General features: G+C 59.8%; 16 protein-coding genes. 3 read left to right on the forward strand and 13 right to left on the reverse strand.

What is annotated here, in order from left to right:
- Nucleotides 1-126: 126 nt before the first annotated feature.
- Nucleotides 127-1,203 carry a tRNA (adenine-N1)-methyltransferase gene (locus tag HMPREF2842_RS06010; RefSeq protein WP_070643342.1) on the reverse strand — a complete coding sequence of 359 codons (1,077 nt, stop codon included), beginning with the start codon at nucleotides 1,201-1,203 and terminating at the stop codon, nucleotides 127-129.
- A 273-nt stretch (nucleotides 1,204-1,476) separates the two neighbouring features.
- On the opposite strand from HMPREF2842_RS06010, the gene HMPREF2842_RS06015 reads away from it, so the two are divergent.
- A complete protein-coding gene (locus HMPREF2842_RS06015; protein ID WP_070643346.1) occupies nucleotides 1,477-4,851 on the forward strand; it encodes a type ISP restriction/modification enzyme in 3,375 nt (1,124 codons plus the stop codon).
- A gap of 135 nt (nucleotides 4,852-4,986) precedes the next feature.
- On the opposite strand, the gene HMPREF2842_RS09380 is transcribed toward HMPREF2842_RS06015, so the two are convergent.
- From HMPREF2842_RS09380 to dnaJ, 12 genes are all read right to left on the reverse strand, one after another.
- Nucleotides 4,987-5,109, reverse strand: a complete 123-nt coding sequence (locus tag HMPREF2842_RS09380) for a hypothetical protein (RefSeq protein ID WP_012903526.1) — start codon at nucleotides 5,107-5,109, stop codon at nucleotides 4,987-4,989.
- 1 nt (nucleotide 5,110) lies between these two features.
- Nucleotides 5,111-6,427: a cysteine--1-D-myo-inosityl 2-amino-2-deoxy-alpha-D-glucopyranoside ligase gene (mshC, locus tag HMPREF2842_RS06020; protein WP_070643349.1), complete on the reverse strand. Its 1,317-nt coding sequence runs from the start codon at nucleotides 6,425-6,427 to the stop codon at nucleotides 5,111-5,113.
- 158 nt (nucleotides 6,428-6,585) lie between these two features.
- Nucleotides 6,586-7,434, reverse strand: a complete 849-nt coding sequence (locus HMPREF2842_RS06025; protein ID WP_044145830.1) for an undecaprenyl-diphosphate phosphatase — start codon at nucleotides 7,432-7,434, stop codon at nucleotides 6,586-6,588.
- Nucleotides 7,435-7,655: 221 nt separating this feature from the next.
- Complete coding sequence (locus HMPREF2842_RS06030) at nucleotides 7,656-8,558, reverse strand: hypothetical protein (protein WP_070643353.1); 903 nt, start codon at nucleotides 8,556-8,558, stop codon at nucleotides 7,656-7,658.
- Between the two features lie 185 nt (nucleotides 8,559-8,743).
- Complete coding sequence (leuA, locus tag HMPREF2842_RS06035; RefSeq protein WP_070643359.1) at nucleotides 8,744-10,492, reverse strand: 2-isopropylmalate synthase; 1,749 nt, start codon at nucleotides 10,490-10,492, stop codon at nucleotides 8,744-8,746.
- 404 nt (nucleotides 10,493-10,896) lie between these two features.
- A complete protein-coding gene (locus HMPREF2842_RS06040) occupies nucleotides 10,897-12,336 on the reverse strand; it encodes an LCP family protein (RefSeq protein WP_049356922.1) in 1,440 nt (479 codons plus the stop codon).
- A gap of 188 nt (nucleotides 12,337-12,524) precedes the next feature.
- Nucleotides 12,525-13,682, reverse strand: a complete 1,158-nt coding sequence (locus tag HMPREF2842_RS06045) for a GTPase Era (RefSeq protein ID WP_210398793.1) — start codon at nucleotides 13,680-13,682, stop codon at nucleotides 12,525-12,527.
- Between the two features lie 125 nt (nucleotides 13,683-13,807).
- The gene (locus HMPREF2842_RS06050) at nucleotides 13,808-15,274 is read right to left on the reverse strand and encodes a hemolysin family protein (protein WP_070643363.1); all 1,467 of its coding nucleotides are present in this window, start codon (nucleotides 15,272-15,274) and stop codon (nucleotides 13,808-13,810) included.
- Between the two features lie 9 nt (nucleotides 15,275-15,283).
- A complete protein-coding gene (gene ybeY, locus HMPREF2842_RS06055) occupies nucleotides 15,284-15,805 on the reverse strand; it encodes an rRNA maturation RNase YbeY (RefSeq protein WP_005505992.1) in 522 nt (173 codons plus the stop codon).
- A 3-nt stretch (nucleotides 15,806-15,808) separates the two neighbouring features.
- Nucleotides 15,809-16,948 carry a PhoH family protein gene (locus HMPREF2842_RS06060; RefSeq protein WP_070643366.1) on the reverse strand — a complete coding sequence of 380 codons (1,140 nt, stop codon included), beginning with the start codon at nucleotides 16,946-16,948 and terminating at the stop codon, nucleotides 15,809-15,811.
- Nucleotides 16,949-17,074: 126 nt separating this feature from the next.
- Nucleotides 17,075-17,848 carry a 16S rRNA (uracil(1498)-N(3))-methyltransferase gene (locus HMPREF2842_RS06065; protein ID WP_049341191.1) on the reverse strand — a complete coding sequence of 258 codons (774 nt, stop codon included), beginning with the start codon at nucleotides 17,846-17,848 and terminating at the stop codon, nucleotides 17,075-17,077.
- 163 nt (nucleotides 17,849-18,011) lie between these two features.
- Nucleotides 18,012-19,145, reverse strand: coding sequence for a molecular chaperone DnaJ (gene dnaJ, locus HMPREF2842_RS06070; RefSeq protein ID WP_070643369.1), 1,134 nt, complete (start codon nucleotides 19,143-19,145; stop codon nucleotides 18,012-18,014).
- A gap of 278 nt (nucleotides 19,146-19,423) precedes the next feature.
- Between dnaJ and HMPREF2842_RS06075 the strand changes: the two genes are divergently transcribed.
- Together HMPREF2842_RS06075 and HMPREF2842_RS06080 are read left to right on the forward strand one after the other, a co-directional pair.
- On the forward strand, nucleotides 19,424-20,293 hold the full coding sequence (locus HMPREF2842_RS06075) for a DUF3097 domain-containing protein (RefSeq protein ID WP_070643373.1): 870 nt from the start codon (nucleotides 19,424-19,426) through the stop codon (nucleotides 20,291-20,293).
- 262 nt (nucleotides 20,294-20,555) lie between these two features.
- A complete protein-coding gene (locus tag HMPREF2842_RS06080) occupies nucleotides 20,556-20,975 on the forward strand; it encodes a DUF4870 domain-containing protein (protein WP_005508694.1) in 420 nt (139 codons plus the stop codon).
- Nucleotides 20,976-21,154: the final 179 nt, after the last annotated feature.

Here is a 21,154-nt window from a genome sequence, read left to right on the forward strand (position 1 = left end):
TCGTCCTAATCGACGGCTACTCGGTGCGGGTACTGGGTGGGTATCGGGCAAGGCGAGTAGCCTGGTGGGTGCACTGCGGGGGCTCCAGGCAACGCCCGTGCCCCCGCAGGTCAAAGGTGGTTCAAATTATTCGGCGGATTCAGTCGCCTCAGCCGCTGCGCTGTCGTTCTGCACGGTACCGTTTTGTTCCAACGCAATCTCGTTCGCACGTGCGGCGTGAGCGGCAAGGTTCTTCGCATCGCGGGCTGCGCGGCGAATCTTCTTATCGGTCACCTCACGCTCACCCACGTTCATGGGAATCCACGCGTTCATATCCTCTTCAGAGAAGTCAGTCTTGGACGCGCGACGCTTCGGCGCCAGGCGCACCGCACCGTCAGCCAGGCGACGAGCCACGACCAGGAACGCGGTGTGCGCAACCATGCGGTGGTCGGGGCGGACCGCCAGGCCCTCCACGTGCCAGCCACGCACAATGGTTTCGTCACATTCGGGTTCGGTGAAGCGGCCGTCCAGGCGCATGCCCTCAACCAGGCGGGACATCTGGGTCACGGTCGCAACGTAGCAGATGAGCACGCCGCCGGGTGCGAGCGCCTCCGCCACGGCGTCCAGGCACTCCCAGGGCGCGAGCATGTCGAGTACGACGCGGTCGACGCTGCCGGGCTCTTCAACCTGCGGAAGGGTGTCCTGCAGGTCGCCGATGCTCAGCTTCCACGCCGGGTGGGGGCCACCGAACATGGTTTCAATGTTGCCGCGGGCGACGTCTGCGAACTCTTCACGACGTTCGAAGGAGTGCACGCAACCGTAGTCGCCGACTGCACGCAGCAGGGCGATGGACAGTGCACCGGAGCCGACGCCGGCCTCGACGACGCGTGCGCCGGGGAAGATGTCTGCCTTGACGATGATCTGGGCGGCGTCCTTGGGGTAGACGACGGCTGCACCGCGCGGCATGGAGAGCACGAAGTCCTTGTAGAGGGGGCGCAGCGCCTGGTAGAGGATGCCGTGAGTGTTGGGGATGACGGTGCCTTCGGGTGCGCCGATGAGGTCGTCATGCTTGAGGAAGCCCTTGTGGGAGTGGTATTCGCCGCCTTCGGCGAGGGTGATGGTGGTGATGCGGCCGCGTTCGTCAGTGATTTGGACGCGCTCGCCGGGGCGGAAGGGGCCGCGGCGGTTGATTGCGCCGGTGGGGGTGGGGGTGCCGCTGCTCACGGGGTGATTCTCCTCGGGTTTGGGTCAGTCTGTGCTGTTCGCGCTTTGCGGCGAACTGCGGACGGAAAAAGTCCTTTTCTATTTTAGCGGAGTCTGCAAATCGGCTGTGGCGCATTACCCCGCGGGCGTGATAATGCGGGGCACCGATGGAGCGATGACCGTTGAGCAATGAGGGCTACTTATTTTTGGTTAGACTTGAGGGGAGCTCGCAGAAATCCTCTGCGGGCAGAAACACCTTAGTGCCCACGAATTATGGGCAAAGGAAAGAGTATTGTGACTGATTTCAACTCACTGATTGCCGAGTTCGGCAGGCAGGTGCGGGAGAATCTGCGCGTTGGGGAAGGCGAACCGGAGGCTCAGCTGACGAACCCGGTTGCTACCCTTTTGCAGGACTTTGGCGCTTTGCATTCGATGAAGGTTGTGACCGTCCGTGAAACCTCGCTGAAAACAGGGGGGGGGGGGCTAATTTCTGAGGGCCTGGTGCGCCCTGATTACGCCATCACGGTCGATGGTGTTTTAACCGGTTACGTGGAGCTGAAGGCTCCGGGTAAGAACATTGACCCCGCTTCTTTTAGTAAGAAGAGCCACGAGTATAGGCAGTGGCAGCGTCTGCGGAACCTTCCAAACCTTTTGTACACCAATGGCACCGAGTGGCGTCTATACCGTTATGGCGAACCGGTGCTGACGAGCACCGGGTACGACGCAGTGCATATGCATGGTTCTTTCAGCGGCCATGGCACGCTGAGCGCACCGGATGCTCTCGCGACGTTTTTCCTGAACTTTTTGCGTTGGGTTCCCGCTCCGATTAAGAGTGCTGGACAGTTGGTGGAAACTCTCGCTCCCCTTGCTGCTTTGCTACGTGAAGAGATGCTTTTGGGCCTTGCTGCGCAGGAAAAGACCTATAAAGCGGATCAAGCGAAAGCTAAGAAGAAGGGTGAAGAGGATTTTGTGATTCCTCCCCCGCTGGTGGGTCTGCGTAAGGATTGGCGCGATACTCTCGCCCCGAGTACCAGTAATGAAGAGTTTGCCGATAGCTTTGCACAGACGGTTGTGTTTTCGCTGGTGGTTGCCCTCTCAGAGGGTCACGACCTAAGTCTTGAGACATTCTCGACCATGGCGAGTCGTTTGCGTTCCCAACACGGTCTGCTGGGTAATGCGCTGGGTCTGCTGACCGAGCACCTGGATGAGAAGAGCTCCCTGTATAACGCTCTCGCCGTGATTGTGCGTGTCATGGGTGCCGCTTCCTGGGCTGATATTTCTGGCGGCAAGTCGGATGTGTATCTGCACCTCTACGAGCACTTCCTGAAGGTCTATAACCCGGCGCAGCGTAAGAAGACTGGTAGTTACTACACCCCGGTTGAAGTGGTGAATCAGATGGTGCGCCTGGTGGATGACGCTCTGCGCACCTACCTGGGCAAGGAGCACGGTCTGGCGAGTGAGGGTGTGTCCGTGATTGACCCGGCGATGGGTACCGGCACCTATCCGCTGTCGGTTATGCATAAAGTGGCAAGTGCGGAAAGCCTCTCTCCTGCTGCGCGCACTCGTGCTCTGAATCGTCTGGCGAAGAACCTGTACGGCTTTGAGCTGCAGTCGGGTCCTTTCTCCGTGGCTGAGCTTCGCCTGAACCAGACCCTTAAGGAGCTGGGTGCTGACGTTCCGGAGGACGGTCTGAATCTCTATGTGGCGGATACTCTGAGCGACCCCTACGCTAAGCAGAAGCCGGTGAACGGTAATACTCTGCGTCTGCTTTCTCAGTTGTCGAATAAGGCAACTAGGGTAAAGCGTGAGGTGCCTATTCAGGTATGCATTGGTAATCCGCCGTATAAAGTTAAAGCGGAGAAAATGGGCGGTTGGGTCAATTCAGGACCTCGTTCCAAAGACGACTCCTCCTCCATTATGGAAGACTTCCATGCTCCTGGTATGGGTGGATATGAGTATGTGCTGAAGAACCTGTACGTCTACTTTTGGCGTTGGGCTTTCTGGAAGGTCTTCGAAGATTCTTTCCGTGCTTTTGAGAGCCAGTCAGATAGCTCCAAACGTGCAGGTGTTGTCTGTTTTATTACCGCATCTGGATATCTGAAGGGTCCGGGATTCGCGGGGATGCGTGAGTATATTCGTCGTTCGTCCAGCCGTGGATGGATTATTAATGTGACCCCTGAAGGTATGCAACCTCCAGCGAAGAATGCTATTTTCGCTATCGAGACCCCTGTATCTATCGCGATGTTCCTGCGTGAAGAAGATACCGATGAGGAAACCCCCGCGGATATTCGCTACGTTGCCCTGCACGGTACCTTTGCGGAGAAAATGCAGGCTCTTGCCACTCTCGATTTGGGGAGCTCAGAGTTTGAACCGGTACGCTCCGGCTGGGGCGATAAGTTCGCTCCTGAGGCGGATGATGATTGGGATAGTTACCCTGAGCTACCGGATTTCTACGCTAGTTGTTCTCCTGGTGTAAAGCCCAATAGAACTTGGGTTTACGCACCCTCTGAAAGTGTGCTACAGGAACGTTGGGCGGAACTCATCGAAGGTAACGATTTGGAAGTACGTGCTGAGCGGTTCAAAGAAACACGTGATGCAAAGACTACAAAGGCTAAGAAGCCACTTCCGGGTACCGATACGTTCCAGGGGAGCCGTGAAAGCCTGAACGATCAGATTGCTCGCGAAGTCATTCCGGACGCACCGAATATTGTACCGGTGGGATACCGAGCTTTTGACCGGCAGTATGTCTTTGCTGATTCTCGGCTTGCTGATACTCCTAGACCAGCGTTGTGGGGTTATCGTACTGCTAAGCAGATATTTATCGCTGAGCTTCACAATGAATACGTGGGTATGGGGCCGGGACTGTACTTTCACTACTTAATCCCAGATATGCATGGGTTCAAGGGCAGCCAAGGAGGCCGTGTCCACCCCACGTTGACCGAGGCTGGCGCGCCAAACCTTACTGAAGCTGCTGCTCAGATTCTGAGCGAACGCTTCGGAGCTAATGCCCCCGGCGACCTCGTCTACTACCTAGCGGCACTCACCGGACACCCCGGCTACGTGCGCACCTTTGACAAGCCGCTCCAGCATGCGGGTATTCGCGTGCCCCTCACTGCGGACCCGGAGCTCTGGGAACGTGCCGTTCAGCTCGGTAAGCAGGTTGTGTGGCTACACACCTACGGTGAGCGCGGTGAGCCGCTACCGGGTATGAAATACCTGCACCAGCTTCCCGAAGGTGCAGACTACACCCTGCCTACCCCGACGGTAGACATGGGTAGGACGATGCCGGAGAAGAAGCCCAGCTTCTCCCCCGACCCGGTCAATAGCCTCTCTGAGGAAGAGAACAACCCCGTAATGGGCACCGTCTCCTTCGGTGAGGCTCGCTGCGAGAACGTGGAAAAGCGCGTCTTTGATTACACCGTCGGTGGTAATCGGGTACTAGGTATGTGGGCTAAGTACCGCCTCAAGGATCCGGAAACAAAGTGGAGTTCCTCGCTCAACGACATTGTTCAGCGAGAATGGCCGCTTGCCTGGAGCGAAGAGTATGAGCGTCTGCTCTACACTCTTACGCACCTGGTGCATCTGGAACCTGCTCAGGAGAAGCTCCTTGATGAGGTTCTTGCCGGTGAACAGATTTTCCGTGAGGAATTTGTAGACACCGAAGACTAGCCGCTCAGGACTAGTTGCTGAAGAGTAACACCAGTTATTGGGTTCTACAACCGGTTAAACGCAAGGGGGTGGGTGACCCTGGAGTATTCCAGGATCACCCACCCCCTTGTTGGGCTTATATTGCTCTCAGAAGCCCTACGCTTCCTTCTGCGCCTCGTACGTGCGAACCTCAGCTAACATCTCTGCGGCGAGCGCATCAACCGCCTCACGGTCGTACGGGCGAAGAGCATACAGCTCCTCAATGACAGACGCAGCCATCTTAGAGGACCACGCCCAGGCGTGCCGCCAGGATGTCACGCACCAGCGCGCCACCGCCGACGGTAGTGTCCGCCAGAGCCTTCACAGCCCACGCATCCACAGCCGCCAACGCCGCCGGAGCGTTCAGGTCCTCACCGAGCGCCTCACGCACAGCGGCCAGCAGCTCAACAGCCGCCTCATCGGTGACACCTTCGGAACCCTCACGGCCCTCAGCCACCGACACCGCATGACGGTACGTATCCAGGCGAGCCTTCGCGTGCTCCAGGAGCTCATCAGTCCAGAACCAATCCGAACGGTAATGCTGACCCATAATCGCCAGACGCACCGCGTTCGCATCCTCACCGGCCGCACGCAGACGCGAAACCAGCACCAGGTTACCGCGGGACTTGCTCATCTTGTGGCCATCCAAACCGACCATGCCGGTGTGCGCGTAATGCTTAGCGTGCGGGCGTGCAGACACAGCCCACGAATGGCCCGCGCCCAAATCATGGTGCGGGAACGTCAAGTCGTTACCGCCAGCCTGAACGGTCAGCGAACCATCCACAAAACGGCGGGCAATCATCGTGCACTCGATGTGCCAGCCCGGGCGGCCCGCGCCCAGCTCGCCGGCATCCCAGCTCGGCTCGCCCTCACGCTCAACACGCCACAGCAGCGGATCCAGTGCGTCACGCTTACCGGCACGGTTCGGGTCGCCGCCGCGCTCAGCGAAAATCTCCAGCATCTCATCACGGCTCAAGTGGCAGACCTCGCCCGGCGCCCACGAGTAGCCCTCAGCGTTCGCGGGCAGCTCACGCACAGCCTTCAGATCCAGGTACACGTCACCGTCAGGATGCACCACACCCTGCTCGTCGGTGTAGCCGGGCACGCGGTACGCCAGGCCGCGGCGCAGCAAATCCTCAATCAGCGGGAACAGCCACTCAATGGACTCCACCACACCCACATAGTGCGCCGGCGGAATCACGTTCAGCGCCTTCATATCGGTGCGGAACAGCTCCGTCTGATCCTCAGCCAGCTCACGCCAATCAACGTTCGTCGCGGTCGCACGCTCCAGTAGCGGGTCGTCCACATCGGTCACGTTCTGCACGTACGTCACCGGCACGCCCGCATCCAGCCAGGCGCGGTGCAGCAAGTCAAAAGCAACATAGGTGGAGGCGTGACCCATATGCGTCGCGTCGTACGGGGTGATACCGCAAACGTACAGGCTCGCCGCCTTATCCTCCTGAACCTGAACAATCTCACCAGCCGCAGTATCAAAAATACGCGGCAGCGCAGCCTGACCGGGCAGAGTCACAGAGGCCGGGGCATCCCAAGCTCGCATGGGTTTCCTTTCCGTAAAAACGCCCACAACCGGTGGACGCGCCACACCCGCCGCCCAACCTCAAGGCATGCGGGTGCCAAAAAATCTACTCCAATAAGAATACCCGCCCGTGAGAAACTCACGGACGGGTATGTCATATCACGCTGAGGGCTAAAGCCTTAGAACGCCGAAGAAGTAGCGTTCAGAACGCCAGTGCCCAGACCAACGAAAATCAGGATACCGAGCGCAATGCGGTACCAGATGAAAATGCCGTAGGACTTCGAAGACACGTACTTCAAGAACCAGCCAATCATCAGGTAACCCACCACAAACGCAACCAGAGTAGCCACGATAGTCGAGGGAATACCGTAGTAGCCGGTCGCCTCCTCGCCGGTGACCACCTTGAAGGTCTTGTACAGGCCAGACATGAACACGGCAGGCATGGCCAGCAGGAACGAGTAACGTGCCGCAGCCTCACGGGTGTACCCCATGAACAGACCCGCAGTAATCGTACCGCCCGAACGGGAAACACCCGGGATCAGTGCCAGCGCCTGTGCGCAACCGTACAGCAGGCCGTGACGGAAAGTCAGGTCCTTCAGCTCACGCTGCTCACGACCAAAACGGTCCGCAAGGCCCAGGAACACAGCAAACACAATCAGCATGGTCGCCACAATCCACAGGCTACGGAACTGCGTGTCAATGTAGTCTTCCAGCAGCAGGCCCAGAACGCCGATGGGCAGGGAGCCAATAATAATCAGCCAACCCATGCGGGCATCCGGGTCATTGCGCGGTACACGACCGGTAAGAGCGCCAAACCACGCCTTCACAATGCGCACAATATCGCGCCAGAAAAAAATCAAGACCGCGGTCTCAGTACCCAGCTGGGTGATTGCGGTAAACGCGGCGCCCGGGTCAGCCTTCTCCGGCAGAATCTGGCCAACAATGTTCAGATGCGCCGATGACGAAATCGGCAGAAATTCGGTCAGGCCCTGAACAAAGCCCAAAATAATTGCTTGAATCCATTCCACGCATTCAAGGATACAGGAGGCGCACCCGCCCGGGGCGGTTCGCCGAAGGTGATGTGGAACTTCCGCAAACCACCCCGTCCACACTGTGAAACGCTCAGGGTGCCGTTTCAGGAGGTACACCACGGTGCATCCGGGGCTTATCCACGGCTCATCAACGGCTCCTCCACGGTTCAAGGAGGCCGCGCAAACACCTCAAATGCGCGCTCTCCGGCGCAAGCGTACTAGCCGCACGACCAGTCAAAAACACCGGTCTCAAAATCAAAAACAGCGCTACCGCACCCAAAATTCAGCACATCAAACTCATCGAACTCAATATAACGAGCCGTCAGATCATCCGGCAGAGCCTGCGCATAAAAATGAGTGCCACCCAGGTGAGTACCCACCGCAATTAGCGGCTTCGCCCACTCAAACCACGCAGAATCCTCAGCATCCCAATCGAAAGGACTCAGATAACCAGTCTGCGGGTCAACATTCTCAAACACATCACTGGGGACCTTACCGGCATTCGGGTCATCCGTCGGAACCCACCCCACAAGAGCAGGCTTACGAGCCAGCGGCTGCTGACGATCCGCCAAAGCCCAGGCGCTGAAGCTCTCCTCCTCACCGCGATGCTCACCGGGCCGGCGCACATCCTGCGGCGGCTCCGTACGGGACGAGAACTCCTCCTCACTCAGGTACAGCACCGCAAACTCGGCATCCAAAATATCGCGCAACAACAACTGATACGGATGCGCCCGCGCCTGCGCATACTGCACCTCAAACGGGTCATCACTAGCAGCATTAGCAACACCCTCAGTCGCCTCATCCTCAGCGAACTGGCCATCACCAGCGAAGAAAGAGAACGCCACAACGCCCGGATACTTCTGCGTATCCGGCAGGTACTCCCCCGGCAACCTCACCGTAAAAATATGCTGCATCGGCAAACCAGTAAACGTACTGCGCGGCCACTGATCCTGCTCAATACCGGGACCGGTCGAACCCACCCAGCCAGCCTCCCACGCCTCGGTGGAACCTGCAGGCAGAGCAGTATCATCACCACCGCGCAGCTCATAATTCCAGGCACGGACAGAAGAATCGGTGCCCGCCGCATCAACGGGGCTAAACACCATCGCGTAGCTTTTCATGAGAGTTCCTCCCTGCAGACTATTCGCCCCACAGCACGCCGATGCACACAACACCTGCGCACATTAAACGAGTAAGGGCGGGATACATACTCCCAGTATGCATCCCGCCCCCACATCATGCACGGCTAACGGTCACCCACCAGCGGTCACCCGAAAACCTTGCACAAAGCATGTACGGCTATCGCCTACGCCTGACGCTCATCACGCAGCGCACGGTTCACAGCTGAAATCATCGCCTTCAAAGCCGCACGAGTCGTCGAGTTATCCACACCGATACCCCACAGCACGCGAGAACCAACAGCAGCCTCAACATAGCAAGCCGCGTTAGCAGTCGACGAAGACGACATGGTGTGCTCCGAATAATCCATCACGCGAATATCCACGCCCTCGCCCGACAGGATGTTCTGCAGAGCATCCACCGGACCGGTACCCGAAGCAGAACGGGTGTACGTGTGACCATCAATGTTCAGACCAACACGCAGAGTGGTCGCACCGGTATCAGCCGAATCAATGTTAATCGACTCAATACGGTACTTACCCCAACGCTTCTCCGTGTCGGTTGCGGGCAGGTACTCATCCGCGAAGATGTTCCACAGCTTCTCACTGGTCATCTCGCCGCCCTCAGCGTCTGTACGAGCCTGAACAATCTTCGAGAACTCAACCTGAGCACGACGCGGCAGATCCAGGCCGTGATCCTGCTTCAGCAGGTACGCCATGCCGCCCTTACCGGACTGCGAGTTCACACGAATAATCGCCTCATAGGTACGACCCAGATCGCGAGGATCAATCGGCAGGTACGGAACCTCCCAGTACACCTCATCCACGGTCTTACCCGCCTCAGCAGCGGTACGCTCCAGAGCCTCAAAGCCCTTCTTAATAGCGTCCTGGTGAGAACCAGAGAACGCAGTGAACACCAGGTCGCCACCGTACGGCGAACGCTCGTGCACCTTCAACTGGTTGCAGTACTCAACAGTCTTACGGATACCGTCAATATCAGAGAAATCAATCTGCGGATCAATACCCTGGGTGTACATGTTCAGACCCAAAGTGACCAGGTCAACGTTACCGGTGCGCTCGCCATTACCGAAGAGGCAACCCTCAATACGGTCCGCGCCCGCCAGGTAACCCAGCTCAGCAGCAGCCACGCCGGTACCGCGGTCATTGTGCGGGTGCAGCGACAGCACAATGTGGTCGCGGTGGTTCAGGTGGCGGTCCATCCACTCGACCGAGTCGGCGTACACGTTCGGGGTAGCCATCTCAACGGTAGCGGGCAGGTTCACAATCAGCTCGCGGCCGTTCTGGCCAATCTCCAGCTCCTCAGCCACAGCGTTCACCACGCGAGCCGCATACTCCAGCTCAGTGCCGGTGAAGGACTCGGGCGAGTACTCATAGATGACCTTAGTATCAGAAATCATCTGCTCTTCGTACTTGCGGCACAGACGCGCACCCTGCAGGGCGATGTCCAGCACGCCCTCCTGGTCCTGCTGGAACACCACACGGCGCTGCAGCACGGAGGTCGAGTTGTAGAAGTGCACAATCGCCTGCGGTGCGCCCTCAATCGCCTCAAAAGTACGGGCAATCAGGTGCTCACGCGCCTGCACCAGAACCTGAATGGTCACATCCGAAGGAATGTGGCCGTCCTCAATCAGGGTGCGCACAAAATCAAAGTCAGTCTGCGACGCCGAGGGGAAACCAACCTCAATTTCCTTGTAACCCATCTTCACCAGCAGCTTGAACATCGCAAGCTTACGGTCGGTGTCCATGGGGTCAATCAGCGCCTGGTTGCCGTCACGCAGATCCACTGCGCACCAGCGCGGAGCCTTCTCAATGACCTTATCCGGCCAGGTGCGGTCCGGCAGGTCAACAACAATCTGCTCGTGGAAAGGGCGGTACTTGTGTACCGGCATGGGGCTGGGCTTCTGGTGGTTTTTCATGATGAATTTCCTGTTGGTTGGTCCGTCTCGCTCTACCCCAAATGTGGGGCTCGTACCGTGCCGGGTATCGGTCCCCGGCAGCCGTGGTCAAGGCGGTGCATCAGAAAGGATGCGAAGGTGAGATGCCGCGTCAAAAAGCCGGAACGGTCGCGGCAGATTCTAGTGTGCCCCGTTCCGGCGAATAAGCAGCAGGTTCACTGCCTGGCGAGTAACCCCGCGCATGCTCTCACCGTCAATAGTCATGCCTCCACGCTATCACAGGGGTCGGAGGCGGCGGCAGGGCACCCGGGAAGCCGTCCATCATCTGGAAAGAATCAACGACAAAGGGGCGCAGCCACCATTTCTGGCGCTACGCCCCTTCACTCAATATTCACGTATCTGCGCTATGTTCTACTAGCTACAACCTAGTAGGCGAAAGCAGTCTGGCACTTGTGCTGATCAGCAGTCTGACCGGTCGCGTTACCCGCAATCGCAGCCTCCTGCTTCTCCATCGCCTCACCGGACGGGAAGTCAGTACCAATCGTCACCGACACGCCCAGAACCTCTTCAGTAGCCACCACGCGGGTCACGTTCAGCTTCGCGGCGATTTCCTTCGCCTCCGCCTCGTAACCGGTCGAGTAGAACACCGTGGTGAAGTTCGTCGGGTTAGCCGAAGTACCGGGAGTAACATTCGTGTAGCCTAGGCCCTCAATCACCGAAGCGATCGTAGCCGAGCGACCATCCAGACCGGTCGCGTTGTACACGTTCACCGGAACCGTACGATCCAGCTGAACCGGAGCGGCAGAAGTAGCCGGCGCCTCCGGAGCCTTCTCCTCCTTCAGCGACTTATCGTCACGCAGACGCTGGAACACGTTCGCAGCATCCGCAGAAACCTGCAGGCGGTTCTCATCCTGGCTCCACGGCTCAGTCGGCACCGTCGCAAACACAACATTCGACAGGTCCACGCCACCAAGAGCCGCACCAACACCCACCAGAGTGCTGATATTACCCAGGTTCTTATCCACCGTCACGTTCTGAGTAATCGCCTCAGCAATATTAATCAGACGGCCCGGATTCGACAGAGTACCCTCGCTCTTCACCTTACGCAGCAGCGAAGACAAGAAGCCCTGCTGAGCCTGAATACGACCAATATCGGAACCATCCGAGAAGCCGTGGCGGCTACGCAAGAACGCAAGAGCCTGCTCACCCTCAACAGTAGAAGTACCCGCAGGAAGCTTCAGGCCACTGTACTCGTCATCAATCGGAGCGTCCACACACACCTGAACGCCGCCAACAACCTTCGACAGCTCCTTCACAGCGTTAAAGTCCACCAACATGAAGTGGTCAATATTCACACCGGTCAGCTTGCTAATGGTTGCCACAGTACAACCGGGGCCACCGCGAGACAGAGACTCGTTAATCTGAACGTTCTCCTCAGCCGGGTACACGGTGCCGCTCTCAGGATCAGTACACTGCGGCACATCAACCATCAGGTCACGCGGGAACGACAGCACGCTCACGTTCTTACGGTCCTTGCTGATCTGCAGCAGCATCATCACGTCCGCGCGAGCCTCAGAATTGCGGTCATCCTCATCGCCGTACGCGCCGTTATTGCCCTTACGGGTGTCGGAGCCAATCACGAGAATGTCCAAGGCGCCGTTCTCCAGGCCGTTCTTGTAATTGCTGATGTTCAGCTCCTGAGTATGCAGATTATTGCGCATACGCAGAGCCAACACGCCACCAAAGCCAACAACAATGACGAGCATGCAAGCAGTAAGCAGAGCAATCCACTTATTGCGGTTTGAAGTCATCACCGTCGTGCGCATATGACGACCGGTGCTTCGTAAACGAGGTGCCTGGGGCATACCTTTTCTCTTTCTGCCGGTGAGCAAGTGCTTTCTCAGAGTAACACTCTTCCCTATGAGCGCCGAATGAGAGTGAAAAGTTTCACCCGGAGGCATGCACATATTTCTGCAAGCCACCGGGTGAAAACTATGGATGCGCGACCGCCCCCAAGGACAAACCCCTCAGGGCGATGCGCTCAGGAAAGCTACTAGAATCCCAGACGGTTCAACGCACGCGCGTCAGACTGCCACTCCTTCGCAACCTTCACATGAATATTCAGGTAAATGCGGGTACCGAGCATCGCCTCAATCTGCTCACGAGCCTTCGTACCAATCTTGCGCAGATTCGAGCCGCCCTTACCGATAATGATGTACTTCTGCGACTCACGCTCCACAAACAGGTTCACGTGCACATCCAGCAGCGGGTTATCCTCCGGGCGGCCCTCACGGAACTCCATCTCCTCAACCGTCACAGCAATCGAGTGGGGCAGCTCCTCACGCGCACCCTCCAGAGCTGCCTCACGCACCAGCTCCGCAATGAGGGTTGCCTCCGGCTCATCGGTCAGCTCACCCTCGGGGTACAGCGGCGGCGACAGCGGAGTGTACTGCGCCAGCAGGTCAGCGACCGCATCCACCTGGAAATGCTTCACAGCAGACACCGGGATAATCGCAGCCCAGCCGCCCTTACCGTCAACCGGCATCGGCTCAGACACCTCACCCGCACGGCGCTTAGCCGCAGGACCCGAACCCTTCGCGAAAGGCACAGCATCATTCTTGCCGCCCTTACCCTTGGGGCCCTTACCCTTCTGCTTCGCACGATGCGCGGCACGCTTAGCACGGGCCGCACGCTCAGCGCTCATGACCTCCTCGCCGAGTGCCTCAACAGCCAGCAGCTGCTCACGCAACTCCTCAGAGCTCACAGTGTCAGCCTTCGTCACAATCGCGACGACCGGCTTATTGCTCGACGCCACCAGCTGCGACGCAATGTAACGGTCACCCGGACCGATCTTCTCATTCGCCGGAATGCAGAAGCCCAGCACATCCACCTGCGAAAGGGTGCTCGCCACCAGGTCGTTCAGACGCTCACCCAGCAGAGTGCGGGGGCGGTGAATACCCGGGGTGTCCACCAGAATCAGCTGGTACTCGTCCTTGTGCACAATACCGCGAATCGTGTGGCGGGTCGTCTGCGGACGGTTCGAGGTGATAGCCACCTTCTGGCCAACCATAGCGTTCGTCAGAGTGGACTTACCGGCGTTGGGGCGGCCCACCAGCGACGCGAAGCCCGAACGGAAATTCTCCGGGTAGGTCGGTAGCGGGGTGCTCAAGTCCAGCGTGCTCAAATCGAGCGGGGTGTACTCCTGGTCCATTGTGTTTCTCCTTATCAACCCCGTGCGGGGCGTATGGGATGCCAGCCTCATCTGCCTGCGCCTTCCGGGGGCGGGGCGGCCGGCTCAAAGTGTGTATGGGATGATGCGGCGTCTATATTCGATGTCTAGCGGTTGCCGTGCTGATCGGTTGCCGGTTCAGCCTCTGCAATGTCTCCCGGAAGATCCGGATGCGCGTGCGGCTCAGCCACAGCGGGAGGCTCGGTATCCACGGTGAGGATGTCAGCAACCTCCGCGGAATGAGGCTCCGAGGAAGACGTAGCGGAACCTTCAGCGTTCTGCTGCTCATCACGAGGCGGCTCATACCACGCCTGCAACATATCCACCTGGTGGCGGCGGCCCGACGAACCAATCGCACGAATATGAATACCGTCAATCTCAATCTCAGAACCGACAATCGGCACCATGCCCAGATGCTTAGCGAGCAGACCGCCCACCGTATCAACATCTTCATCGTCGAGTTCACGGCCGAAAATCTCGCCCAGCTCATCAATACCCAGGCGGGCAGAGAGACGGAACGTGCCGTCATCGTTCAGCGTGTACTCGGGGCGCTCGTGATCGTACTCGTCAGAGATGTCGCCGACCAGCTCCTCGATCAGGTCCTCAAGCGTGATCAGACCGGCGGTGCCGCCGTACTCATCAACAATGATCGCCACGTGCGTGGACTCGCGCTGCATCTCACGCAGCAGATCCATGGCGCGCTTCGACTCGGGCTCAAAACGAGCCGGGCGCATCAGCTCAACCACGGTCGGCAGGGCGGTACCCTCGGGAGCCTCGCCGTGCAGGATGAAGGCGCGCATCGCGTCCTTCAGGTAGAGCACGCCCAGAATCTCATCGCTCGAATCACCAATCACCGGCATACGCGAATAACCCGAACGCAGGAACAGGCTCAACGCCTCACGCAGAGGGGTGTCACGGCTGGCGGTGAGCATGTCGGTACGCGGAACCATAAGCGAACGGATGCGGGTATCGTCCATCTCAAAGACGGACTGCACCATCTGCGCCTCGTCATCTTCAATGGTTTCAGCGTCGGAGGCGCGGTCCAGGAACTCGCGCAGCTCCTCTTCATCGAACACACCCACCGGGGCCTCAGCCGAACGTTCCGGCGCCAGGCGCACGCTGAGCTTATCGAGCAGACCAGTCGCCGGGCTCAGCAGAACCGACAGGTAGTGCACCGGGCGAGCCAGCACACGAATCGACGCGACCGGGCGGTTACGTCCCAGAGCACGCGCTAGCACATGCAGAATCGGGTAGCCCACCAGCGCAACGATCACGAGGGTCAACACGACGGCGAGCGCGTGCACCTCAACCAGGTTCAGCAGGCAGGTCATGGTGGCGAGCACCGCGGCGGCGGCGGCAATGAGGCGGGTCAGGCGCAGCGGGTGCGTGTACGCCTCGGAGTCACCGTCGAGGGTGCGCTGCAGGACGCGCGCACCGAGGGTGTCCGGGTGTGCCTCCACGGCTTCTTCCGCCTCGTTGTGCGGCAAGTAGGTGAACGCGGTTTCGGCGATTGCCGCGACCACGGTCAGGCAGAGCGCGAGAACGGCGAGGAGGGCTGTGAGTAGAATATCCACGCCGCTCCCCTAGTGTCGGGTTTCGACCGGTGCCGGGCGGCCCAGGAACTCTTCGAGGATGGAACGCTGAATGCCGAACATTTCAGCTTCCTCTTCGGCGGTGCCGTGGTCGTAGCCGAGGCAGTGCAGAATGCCGTGGGTGGTGAGCAGGCACAGCTCATCGAGGGTGCTGTGACCTGCATCTGCGCCCTGACGTGCGGCGACGGGCGGGCAGAGGATGATGTCGCCGAGCATGCCGCTGGAGGGGTTTTCAGGGGTTCCCGGTTCCAGCTCGTCCATGGGGAAGCTCATCACGTCGGTTGCGCCGGGCAGGTCCATCCATTCGATGTGCACGCGTTCCATTTCGTCTTCGTTCACGATGGCGATGGACAGGTAGGTGTCATCGGCAAGGTGCATGCGCTTGAAGGCGTGCTCGACGAGGCGGGTGAGCACCTCGGTGTCTACCGCTTCGAAAGATTCGCGGATGAAGGCGTCGGTTGCCGGGTCGGCACCGGTTGCGGGTTCTTCACAGTCGAATTCGATCTCTGCCACCGTTTAGCGTCCTTCCGGGGTGGTCTGTGCATTGTCGGGGTTCTGCGCGGGGTTCTGCTCGGCGTTCTTTTCGGAGCCGCCGTTGATGCCGGCGCGGTCCAGCAGCTTCTCGGCTGCGGCCTCGATGGTGGCGCGCTTGACCTTGCGGTTGCGCTTGCGTTCCATTGCCTTCTGGTCTTCGCCCCACTGATCGTAGGCGGACACAATATTCGAGACCAGGGTGTGGCGCACCACGTCGGAGGATTCCAGGATGCTGAAGTGAATGTCCTCCACGCCCTGCAGAATGTTGCGCACCTGCTTCAGGCCGGATGCGGCGCCACCGGGCAGGTCAACCTGGGTGATATCGCCGGTGATGACCATCTTCGAACCGAAGCCTAGGCGGGTCAGGAACATCTTCATCTGCTCGGCGGTGGTGTTCTGCGCCTCGTCGAGGATGATGAACGCGTCGTTGAGGGTGCGGCCGCGCATGTACGCCAGCGGTGCGACCTCAATGGTGCCCGCCTCCATGAGCTTGGGGATGGTTTCGGGCTCGAGCATGTCGTGCAGCGCGTCGTAGAGCGGGCGCAGGTACGGGTCAATCTTCTCGTTGAGGGTGCCGGGCAGGAAGCCCAGACGCTCGCCAGCCTCCACGGCGGGGCGGGTGAGGATAATGCGGTTCACTTCGTGGCTCTGCAGCGCCTGCACAGCCTTCGCCATGGCGAGGTAGGTCTTACCGGTACCCGCCGGGCCGATGCCGAAGATGACGGTGTTCGCGTCGATAGCGTCCACGTACTTCTTCTGGTTAATGGTCTTGGGGCGAATCGTGGTGCCGCGGGTGGAGAGGATGCTGGTGGACAGCGAGTGCGCCGGGTTGCTCAGTTCGTCGCCGAGCATGCCCATGAGGCGGTGAATGACCTGCACGGTAATCTGCGTGTCGTGGCTGGAGAGTACGCGCAGCTCGTTCAGCAGCTTTGCGGCGGTGTTGACGGCCTCGGAGGGGCCGGTGATGAGCACGTCCAGGTCCTTGGGACGCAGGCTAATCTGCTCGAAGTAGTCCTCGATAATCGCCAGGTGCGCGTCCTGCGGGCCGAGCACGGCGATCATTTCTGCGGCGCTCTTGAAGGATACGGTGCGTGCGGTCGATAGAGGTCGGGAGGTAGTCATATGGGCTCCTTGGCTAGTGATGTATTTACAAGTATAGATGCGCGTGATGCACCACGCCCTGATGGATGCCTGTCAGCTGGGTTCTAGCAGATGGGTGCTACCGGAGGGAATCCAGTAGCGGGCGCTCTACCAGCGGCCCAGCACCACGTTCAGGGTGCACATGGCGGCAGAACCGGCGGTGGAGGAACGCAGCACCTCATCACCGAGCAGTGCCAGCTGCGCGCCGGCGTCGGTGAAAAGCTGCACTTCGCGGTCGCTGATGCCGCCTTCGGGGCCAACGAGCAGGTAGATTTCGTCGGGCAGGTTCTCCGCCTCTACAAGCTTGCGTGCCAGGGCACTGAGGCGTTCGGTCGCCTGCTCATGCAGGATGAACACGGCGGCGGACTGCTCAGAGCCGGCTACTTCTTCAATGAGCTCCACCAGGTCGGCGGTGTTGTACAGGTCGTACACCTCGGGAATGAGTGCGCGGCGCGACTGCTTCGCGGCGGCGGTGACGGTGTTCTGCCACTTGGTGTGTGCCTTGGAGGCGCGCTCCCCCTTCCAGCGCACGATGGAGCGGTCCGCACTCCACGGAAGCACACCGTACACGCCCAGCTCGGTCGCAGTTTCGATGGCGAGCAGGTCGCGGCCGTCCTTCGCGAGCGCCTGCACCAGGTAGATGGAGGGCACGCTGCGTTCCTCGCACAGCTCCTGCACCTGCACGCTCACGCCGTCCGCGTTGATGGAGGCGACCGTACCGAGTGCGCGGCGGCCGGTGCCGTCACCCAGGTCGATGCGTTCGCCGAGCTCAAGGCGCTTGACGAGGGCGTGCTTGCCTTCGGAGCCGCCGAGCGCGCAGGTGGCGCCGGGGGTGAGTGCGTCGTATTCTTCCGTGCTGATGTAGAAGATGGGGGCGCTCATGGTTCTCCTTGAGGGTGCGGTTTGAAAGCGTGGGTAGTGTGCGGGTGGCGTGTGAAATAGGTGCGCAGCTTAGCGCGGGCGCGTACAGCGCAGTGCTGACAGGAATGCGGCGGGTGCGGGACTCAACCCGCACCCGCCGCATCCTCAGCTTGGTGTAGGGATCCTACTTGAACTGGTCCTTCAAGCGGGAGAAGAGACCACCGCGGTGCTTGACCTGCGAACCTTCGGTGAGGGACTCACCGCGCAGGGCTGCGAACTGGCGCAGCAGTTCACGCTGCTCTTCGGTCATGTCGGTGGGGGTGACCACCTGAATACGCACCAGCAGGTCGCCACGACGCTCGGTGCCGAGCACGGTTGCGCCCAGGCCGTTGAGGGTGATCACGTCACCGCTCTGAGTGCCTGCGGGGATAGCAACTTCTTGGTCGCCGTCGAAGGTCTTCAGCGGGATGGTGGTGCCCAGCGCCGCCGCGACCATGGGGATGTTCACGGTGGTGACCAGGTTGTCACCCTCGCGGCTAAAGTACTTGTCACGCTTAACGTTCAGGTCAACGTACAGGTCGCCGTTGGGGCCACCGTACAGGCCTGCCTCGCCCTTGCCGCGCAGGCGGATACGCGCCTGGTCGTGCACGCCGGCGGGAACATTGAAGGTCAGCGGCACGTCTTCACGTACGCGGCCCTGACCGTGACATTCAGGGCAGGGGGTCTTGATGACGGTGCCGTAGCCGTGGCAGTCGGGGCATTCAACCTGCTGCATGACGGTACCGAGGATGGACTGCACGCGGCGCTGCATGAAACCGTGACCAGAGCAGGTGGTGCAGGTTTCGGGCTGGGTACCCTCTGCGGTGCCTTCACCGTTACAGGATTTACAGGTCACAGCGGAGCGACGCTCAATGGTCTTCTCAACACCGAACACGGCATCCTGCAGGCTGATGGAGACGGTAATCAGGTCGTCCTGGCCCTGACGCATACGGGATGCGGGGCCGCGGGCACCTGCCGCGCCGCCGGTGAACATGTTCAGCAGATCCTCGAAACCGCCGAAGCCGCTGAATCCGCCACCCGGGTAGCCGCCTCCGGGGTAGCCTGCGCGGCCCTGTTCGTCGCCGGTGGTGTCGTAGTTGCGGCGCTTTTCAGGGTCGGAGAGCACCTCGTAGGCGAGGGTGACGCGCTTGAATTCTTCGGCTGCGTCCTCGGAGGGGTTCACGTCGGGGTGCAGCTGGCGTGCCTTCTTTCGGTACGCCTTCTTGATCTCTTCAGCGTTGGCGTCGTTCGATACGCCGAGAGTATCGTAGTGGCTCATGCGTTTCCTTCCTCTCGAGACGATGGCGGTGCTCGATGAGTGCACCGCCAACAATGGTCGTATCAATTCTAGGGGATACTACCCCCGACCCGATACAATGGCTAGGCTGAAAGGGGGTCGCTCCCGCTATCCGCTTAATCTGCGGTGCGCCCCGAACCCCGTTTTAGTTCCCCGCCGGTTCTGTCTCACGGTTCCGTCTGATTGTTCTGTCTTATAGTTCCGGCGCTGTCACCGCCCCTACTGGCTCTGCTGCCCCTACCGCCCCAAAGGAGAATACGTTGAGTACCCACCACTCCCCCTACGGTTGGGGTGCCCAGGACCTAAACGCCGCCCGCATGAGCCGCCAGGCGCCGCCCCCGCGTAAGGTGCCGCTGCGCCGCGGCCTGCTGATTGAGGATATTAACGGCTGGGTGGGTGAGGTCGTGAAGGCTGAACGCATCGGCGGTGCTCTCTTCTTCGGACTCGAGGACGCGAAGGGCCGCGTGAAGAATTTCCCGTTGGGTCCGGGCTACCTGATTGAGGGTGAGCCCGTTGAGATTGTCGCCCCGGTGGCGGCGAAGGAGCCGAAGCGCACGATTTCTCGTTCCGGTTCTATTGCGGTGAAGAACGCCCCGGCTCGGGTGGCGCGCGCCTCCCGCATCTGGGTTGAGGGTCTGCACGACGCCGAGCTCGTGGAGAAGGTCTGGGGCCACGATCTGCGCGTTGAGGGCATTGTTGTGGAGCCGCTGCACGGCGTGGATGATCTCGCCGGTGCTATTCGTGAGTTCGCGCCGGGCACGGGCCGCCGCCTGGGTATTCTGGTCGACCACCTGATTGAGGGCACGAAGGAGCAGCGCATTGTTGCCGAGGCGATGGCTGTTCCGGGTGCCGCCGGGCATGTGAAGATCGTGGGCCACCCGTTCATCGATATTTGGCAGGCGGTCAAGCCGTCGGTGCTGGGTTTGAAGGTGTGGCCGCAGGTGCCGCGCGGTGAGGATTTCAAGAAGGGCACACTGCGTCGTCTGGGTCAGCCGCACGAAACGCAGGCGGATGTGGCGCAGGCATGGAAGCACATTCTCTCCCGCGTTGACTCATACGCTGACCTGGATCCGACGCTGCTCGGTCCGGTTGAATCGCTCATCGATTTTCTCACCGAACCGGGTGCCTAACCACACGGAAACCCGCTATTGCGCCCCCGTCTGCGGGCGCAGGTGTGAATTTGCTCAGAACCTTTCCCTCGAGGGCATTATCCTGTGGGTTTTGTTCCCTAAAGCGGTACAATAGTTGAGCGTGTGGCATTGCCCCTGTGGGTTTATGTTGCACCCTCACTACACTCTGGGTCACCACCGCTCAAACAATTTGCCTCTTCGGAGGGTATTTCCACCGGCTTAGGTGATCACCACAAGAAACTTCTATCGAACCAGGATTTTCGTGACTAACGATGTTCGCCCGGCAACCGGGCCTCAGAAAACCCGTAAGATTAGCGTGATTCAGGACCGCAACCGTGCGACTTTCGCGCATTTCGGCGGCATTCTCGGCATCATCCCTTCCGCTGCGGTTTTCTACGTCAGCCGCAATAACGCGCCCTTCGCTGAGCAGGAGGCTCGCGAGGCAATGAACTTCACCCTCCTGCCCTCCATTGCTCTGGTGGCGCTGTGGGTCGTGTCGTTCCTGCCCGGCATGGGCAACATTGCCATGGTTCTAGGTGCGCTCGTGTGGCTGTTCATGGCTATTGCGTCGCTGCGTGCCGGTATTGAGGTGAATCGCGGTGAGCCGTACAGCTACCGTATGAACCCGCGCCTGCTGGACCGCTTCTACTCCACCGAGAACGCAGAATCCGCAGAGTCCTAAGAACTGCCGGTCCTAAACCGCGCTGATAGCTTTTACATTTGAACGCCCCGCACGTTGTGTGTGGGGCGTTCTACGTTTAAGTACTGCTGTTCTAAAGCCTACTGGCGGAGGCGCTGGCACGTTGGGTTGTGCCTGCTGCTGTATTCGTAGGTTTATGTTGCCGGTTGGGGCTGCAGCTG

Source organism: Rothia sp. HMSC069C10, assembly GCF_001812205.1.
GTDB classification, from domain to species: Bacteria; Actinomycetota; Actinomycetes; order Actinomycetales; family Micrococcaceae; genus Rothia; species Rothia mucilaginosa.